This is a genomic window from Roseinatronobacter thiooxidans (assembly GCF_001870675.1).
In the GTDB taxonomy this organism is placed as follows: Bacteria; Pseudomonadota; Alphaproteobacteria; order Rhodobacterales; family Rhodobacteraceae; genus Roseinatronobacter; species Roseinatronobacter thiooxidans.
On the sequence record NZ_MEHT01000003.1, the window covers coordinates 39,702 to 45,904 of the forward strand.

Genomic DNA, 6,203 nt, shown 5'->3' on the forward strand with positions numbered 1-6,203 from the left:
AGCAATAACAGGATGACCACGGAAAGCGGCACACCCAGAAGCCATAGAATAATTGGCATTTCATGTTCTCCTTATCATCTGAGTATAGAACCCCTGAAGGGCCATGGCGTTCCCTGTGGGGCAGATATTTCCAGCGCCGCGCGACCTTCATGGAGGGGGAAAAATGTCTGATCGTGCCCTGACACAGCCCATTCTGGAAATTGAAAACCTGTCGATTTCCTTCTTCACGCGCCTGCGCGAAATCCCTGCTGTGATGGATTTTTCCTGCACTGTCATGCCGGGCGAGGCGATGGGGCTGGTCGGCGAATCCGGCTGCGGCAAATCCACTGTCGCGCTGGGGGTGATGCAGGATCTGGGCGTGAATGGCCGCATCGTGGGGGGAAAGATCAAGTTCAAGGGGCGCGACCTGAACACCATGAGCGCGCGAGAGCTTGCCAAGCTGCGCGGCTCTGAGATTGCGATGATCTATCAGGAACCGATGGCCAGCCTGAACCCCGCCATGAAAGTCGGGCGCCAGTTGATGGAAGTGCCGATGATCCATCAGAACATGCCAGCGCGGCAGGCCCGCGCGCGCGCCCGCCAGCTTGTGGCCGATGTGCGCCTGCCCGACCCAGAGCGTATTCTGAATGCCTATCCGCACCAATTGTCTGGCGGGCAGCAACAGCGCATTGTCATCGCCATGGCGCTGATGGCCAACCCGGCGCTGCTGATCTTGGATGAACCCACCACAGCGCTGGATGTGACGGTCGAGGCGGGCATTGTCGATCTGGTCAAGGATCTGGGGCGCAAATACGGCACCTCTATGCTGTTTATCAGCCATAACCTTGGCCTGATCATGGAAACCTGCAACCGCCTCTGCGTGATGTATTCGGGCGAAGCGGTGGAAACAGGGAATATCCGCGATGTGTTCAACCGCATGCGCCACCCCTATACGCAAGCGCTGTTCCGCGCGATTCCCCTGCCCTCGGCCAACAAGAGTGCACGGCCCTTGCGCGCCATTCCGGGCAATTTCCCCTTGCCGCATGAACGCCCCAAGGGCTGCAACTTTGGCCCACGCTGCGATTATTTCCTCAAGGGCCAGTGCGATGCGCGCGATATTCCCATGGCAGGAGTGGATGGCGATGACCGCCATGAAAGCCGTTGCTTGCGCATAGACGAGATTGACTGGAACGCAGGCTGGACTTCGGCCAAACACGTCGCGCCATCCGAAGTGGGCGAAATTGTCCTGCGCATGGATGACGTGCGCAAATATTACGAAGTTGCGGCCTCCAGCCTGTTTTCGGGCGGCGAAACCAAGGTCGTCAAGGCCAATGAAACGCTCAGCTTCGATGCACGCGCGGGCGAGACGCTGGCGATTGTGGGCGAATCCGGTTGCGGCAAATCCACCTTTGCCAAGGTACTGATGGGGCTGGAGACTGCGACCAGCGGCAAGATCATGCTATTTGACGAAAACGTCCAGTCCACCCCCATCCAAAGCCGCAACACCGATGCCGTGTCTTCCTTGCAGATGGTGTTTCAAAACCCGTTCGACACGCTGAACCCGTCCATGAGCGTGGGCGCACAGATTGTCCGCGCGCTGGAGATTTTCAAGATCGGCAAAACCACGGGCGAGCGTGAAACCCGCATGCTGGAATTGCTGGATCTGGTAAAACTGCCGCGCGAATTTGCCACCCGCATGCCACGCCAACTGTCTGGCGGACAAAAACAACGCGTTGGCATTGCGCGCGCCTTCGCTGGTGATGCCAAGGTCGTGGTCGCGGACGAGCCTGTCTCGGCGCTGGATGTGTCGGTGCAAGCCGCCGTGACCGAGTTGTTGATGGATATCCAGCGCAAGAACGGCACCACGCTGTTGTTCATCAGCCATGACCTGAGCATCGTGCGCTATCTGTCCGACCGCGTGATGGTCATGTATCTGGGCCATGTGGTCGAGCTGGGCACGACAGATCAGGTTTTCGCGCCGCCCTATCACCCCTATACCGAGGCACTACTTTCTGCGGTGCCCATTGCAGACACATCGGTCATTAAAAAACGCATCGTGCTGGAAGGGGATATTCCGTCTGCGATGAATCCCCCCTCTGGGTGCCCGTTTCAGACGCGGTGCCACTGGAAAGCCGATGTGCCGGGGGGCTTGTGCGAAACACAAGTGCCGCCCATGCGCACGCTGGCAAATGGTCATCAGATCAAATGCCACCTTGCCCAAGATATTCTTGCGCGGATGGACCCTGTATTCAAACTGACGGATGCGTAAAATGGCCCCGCTGGAGGTGCCACTTGGCTGGCAGGGCACGGGGACAAAGCGCGCGGGCGCGGAGCTTGATCCCCCCTCCTGCGACACGCTGTGACGACTGCGCCCAGCGGTTCCAGCAAGTTTTGAAAGCCATGCGCGCGCTGCGCCAAGAACAGGTCTTGACGCTGCCCGAGCCCTCGACTAAACGGCGTCGACATGTGGCGGAGTAGCTCAGTTGGTTAGAGCAGCGGAATCATAATCCGCGTGTCGGGGGTTCAAGTCCCTCCTCCGCTACCATCGCACCCCCCACTTGAAGATCAAGACCCGAAATGAGAGCGTTCAGACGCCCCCTGATTTCGATCGGCACGCCGTCGTACTCAGCCGGCGAGACGATGATTTCTGACACAAGCCCCCGCACCGCATCTCGCGCCTTGGCGTCTGGTTTACCATCGTGAGCTCTGAAGGACTCCATCAAATCGCTAAGCGCGGACGCATATCGTGCTGGCTTGGCCGGATCAAAGATGATGTCTTCGTCGCAATTGTTCAGGGCCGCGAGTTCCGCTTCCGCCGCGCGCAGACCATTTTTCGCCTCACGCACCTTCGCTTCTCCCTCCGCGCCATCGAGAACTCCGCACTCGTAGAGATTCAGGCGACGCTCGAACAGATTGCGCGCTTCCACGACCGCCCGTTGCAGTTTGCCCTGATCGGGCTTTCCTGCGGCAGCGAGAGCCTTCCGCTCTTGGTCATATGCCGAGACATATTCTTCGAGGTATGCGGGATTCAGAAGATGCTCATAGAGATTCGAGAAAATCTCGTCTTCGATCTGATCCAGGCGAAACCTTCCGGAGTTGTCACAGGACCCGCTCTCACGAGACGTCGAGCAAGCGATCCGTATCGCGCTTCCTTTGCGGTCATGGATTGCCATGCCGCCACCACAGCATCCGCATTTCAGAAGCCCTGAAAATGGTCGGGCAGGCGCGCGCGTCGACGTTCCTGCGGACCGGGCGTATGACTGATCAGAAAGGCGCTGTTGAACAGTGTTCCAGAGGTCCTCGTCGATGATCCGTAGATGTGGCACCGTGGCATACTTCCAATCCTCCCGAGGCTTCACCCGGCTGACTCGCTTGCCGGTGACCGGGTCGAGCACCATGCGCACCCGATCCCAGACCAGCACTCCGGCATAGATAGAATTGCGCAGAATTCCGTAGCCCCGATCGGCGCTGCCGATCAGCGTGGAGGCGTTCCACTTGGCACCCCTGGGAGGCAAGATACGCTCAGCATTCAGATCGTGCGCGATCTGGCGCGGGGAAGCGCTGTCCGCATACGCGCCGAAGATCCGCCGGATGACATCGGCTTCATGGGCTTCGACTTGAAGCTCGCCGGGTTGTCCGGCAATTGGGGAGTAATCATAGGCTTTGCCGCCGGCGCTTAGCCCCTCGCGAATGTTGCCGACCATCCCGCGATGAATTTTTTCGCGCAGATCCTTGTGAAAAAACGTACCCATCAAACCGCGCACGCCAATCTGAATCTCGTTTTGCACGCCTTCGTTCGCGGAAATGATGTCGATCTCGCTGAACCGCAACAGCTTCGCGACCTGGTGCAGATCCCCCGCGTCCCGGCTGATACGGTCGACGCACTCCACAACGACCGCGTCAAAGCTTCCGTTGCGGGCTGCTTCGAGAAGCTTAGCAAGGCCGACGCGACCAATAAGTGTCTCGGACGTCATGGCGCGGTCTTCAAAGATGGCCACCTCGCCGTAACCTTCGCGCCTCAGATAGCTTCGGCAGAGCTCCACCTGATCTTCAATGGAGCGATCCGATTGGAGCACGGTCGAATATCGGGCATAAATTGCTGCGCGGCGTTGCATTGGCGATTTCCTTTAGCATCCCGGCGAGCATTTGCACGGGCAATTTCTCTCACGAGATCGCCCATGGCCGGGTCCAACGGCGAGTTGTGCACGTGAGGCGACAGTTTCTTCATGATGGCACTGCCAACCGGTTATGCGTCAAGTTCGGGTTCACGGTCTTGCCTGCTCGATCTGTTTGTGTCTCTGAGGCAGGATCTCGGTTCGCCCGCGATGCGTGGCGTAACGATCTGAAGTTCACGAATGCGTGAACGGTTGGCGGTGTCATCGGGCGCGCCGCAACGGTCTGGAGTCTCAGACGGGATTCCGATGCAGACAGAGGAGCGTTGCCAGCATCCGGGCGCGGGGCTGAGCACCAGTTGCCCGGTCGAAGTCAATGGCGTGTCGACGGGCAGCAAGAAGGAGGATTGGTCGACACGCCGTCCCGAGGTGATCCCGCCTCGGGCTGGGGCCCAGAGCCCCTCAATGCGCGGCGCCCCACAGGGCACCGCGATTTATCAGACGCCGAGAAGTTGGTCGGCTTCACGGAGCGCACGGGCAGCGGCTCGAGCGCCGAACACGAGCTTATGCAAGAGCTGGACTTCTTCGCAGGCGCGAGCAAGTTCCGCAGCCTCAGGTTCGCGGTGCACGACGTGATGACCGCCCCGAACATGGCACTCCACAGGTTCCCAAAACACCTGTGTGCCAGCCTCCACGCGACCGTACAGGTGATCGCCCAGAGCCTCGAGATCTTCGAGAAGCGCTTGGTCGAAAAGTTCCTCGTGCTCCAGCCGACGCACCAGCCGACCGATCATCGCGCGGCGGCCAGGAGAGAGTGCGGGCAGGACCGTCTCACGCAACTCCGAGATGACCAGCCTGGCTTGAATGATCGCGAGCGTCGCCATCCTTGCGACGGTGCCATGGGTGATTTCGCCAGTTCCGCCCGCAAGGTCGAGTACGCTGATGCCGCTGCAAACTTCGTCTCTCATGCCGCGGCCCTCCCCCCATTGTCGGCGGATGCGCCTATAATAGCCTCGCGGCAAGCCTCGATCGCGTCGGCGAGGCCATCGGCGAGCAGGCAGACGTCCTCTACCCGGGGGTCATTCAGATCGATCGAGGCGAAGAGGCCGGCCTCCTCCCGCTCCGGGTTGTGGACGTCTTCGAGCATTAGCAGCGCCAGAAGGTCGCCGAACAGGCGCAGCGCACTGCGAGGCGAGTCCTGGACCATGTGAAGGCTGTTGAGAGCTTCGCGTGCGCACCGCGAGCCGCCAGTGCCGCCAAGCCACGCCGCTGCATTCTGGAGGGCCTCACGGTGCTCCGCAGCGAACGCTCGGAGTTCGTTCAGAGTATCGGGCCGATCCGCCCGAGCGGGGTAGTCTGTGATGATGTCGAACATGGTTGTCTCCGGTTGGAAGTTTTCCGGCTCCAAGGCCGGGTCAATGTCCGCCCGTTCGTCATCATCCTATGTTGAGGCAGCACCCAGCTTGTTCTGGCTGCGCGGCTCCCACACCAAGGAGCCGCGCAGCCAGAACAAGCGTCGCTGCATCCGGTCACGCGCCCTGGGATGCGCTTGAACACCTCTCCCCTTCGATTTCCGCGCAGGTTCACACGATACGAAATTCTCCCTGTAACCATCACAGATATGAGGAGAATGAGAACATGATCACAACTGGCATCTACCTTCCGAAGAACGCGTTGATGCGGCTCGAGTCAATTGTTGCGGAGATTCATCACGCGACTGCCCCAATGACGCTGGCCGAACTTCGGCAGAAAAAGCCCGAGGGATTAAGCGCCAAACTCTCCTATCGCTTCCAAGTGGAATTCACCAAGTCCGGCAAGGTAAGCAATTTCCGCGCGGTTGCAATCGACTGCTCGGTCGAAAAGTTTCGCGATACCGGGTTTGAAGCAGACATTTGGGCCCTGGGACAAGTGAAACACGGCATAACGTCGCTCGCAGGAGAGCTTGGGGAGTACCTCATCTGGCGAGTCGTTGAGGCTCGGCGTCGGACGGGTGAACGCGAACTGGTGTCCTTGTCGGACGAGCAACTCGAAGATGTCGCCGACGAAATGGAGGACTTGAAGAGCCGTCTTTCCTATTGCCCGAATAACTGCGGGACTTCCATATTGGGGCGG

General features: G+C 59.6%; 5 protein-coding genes and 1 tRNA gene. 3 read left to right on the plus strand and 3 right to left on the minus strand.

Going from position 1 to position 6,203, the window contains the following annotated elements; genetic code table 11:
• Positions 1 to 163 precede the first annotated feature (163 nt).
• Complete coding sequence (locus tag BG455_RS01865; protein ID WP_071468276.1) at positions 164 to 2,248, plus strand: dipeptide ABC transporter ATP-binding protein; 2,085 nt, start codon at positions 164 to 166, stop codon at positions 2,246 to 2,248.
• A 199-nt stretch (positions 2,249 to 2,447) separates the two neighbouring features.
• Positions 2,448 to 2,524: transfer RNA gene (locus BG455_RS01870), tRNA-Met, on the plus strand.
• Here the strand turns inward: BG455_RS01870 and BG455_RS17675 are convergent.
• From BG455_RS17675 to BG455_RS01885, 3 genes are all read right to left on the minus strand, one after another.
• Positions 2,481 to 4,094: a recombinase family protein gene (locus tag BG455_RS17675; RefSeq protein WP_425438709.1), complete on the minus strand. Its 1,614-nt coding sequence runs from the start codon at positions 4,092 to 4,094 to the stop codon at positions 2,481 to 2,483. The two genes, BG455_RS01870 and BG455_RS17675, sit on opposite strands and share 44 nt — an antisense overlap.
• A gap of 494 nt (positions 4,095 to 4,588) precedes the next feature.
• Positions 4,589 to 5,059: a hypothetical protein gene (locus tag BG455_RS01880; RefSeq protein WP_071468267.1), complete on the minus strand. Its 471-nt coding sequence runs from the start codon at positions 5,057 to 5,059 to the stop codon at positions 4,589 to 4,591.
• The gene (locus BG455_RS01885) at positions 5,056 to 5,466 is read right to left on the minus strand and encodes a hypothetical protein (protein WP_071468268.1); all 411 of its coding nucleotides are present in this window, start codon (positions 5,464 to 5,466) and stop codon (positions 5,056 to 5,058) included. Before BG455_RS01885 ends, BG455_RS01880 begins: the two co-directional genes overlap by 4 nt.
• Positions 5,467 to 5,729: 263 nt before the next feature.
• On the opposite strand from BG455_RS01885, the gene BG455_RS01890 reads away from it, so the two are divergent.
• A partial coding sequence (locus BG455_RS01890; protein ID WP_143079862.1) for a hypothetical protein occupies positions 5,730 to 6,203 on the plus strand: 474 nt, incomplete at its 3' end.

What these genes read in the sequence shown, in the direction of transcription:
- BG455_RS01865 (WP_071468276.1), top strand. Translation starts at nt 164, where the DNA reads ATGTCTGATCGTGCCCTGACACAGCCCATTCTGGAAATTGAAAACCTG.
- BG455_RS17675 (WP_425438709.1), bottom strand. Translation starts at nt 4,094, where the DNA reads ATGCAACGCCGCGCAGCAATTTATGCCCGATATTCGACCGTGCTCCAA.
- BG455_RS01880 (WP_071468267.1), bottom strand. Translation starts at nt 5,059, where the DNA reads ATGAGAGACGAAGTTTGCAGCGGCATCAGCGTACTCGACCTTGCGGGC.
- BG455_RS01885 (WP_071468268.1), bottom strand. Translation starts at nt 5,466, where the DNA reads ATGTTCGACATCATCACAGACTACCCCGCTCGGGCGGATCGGCCCGAT.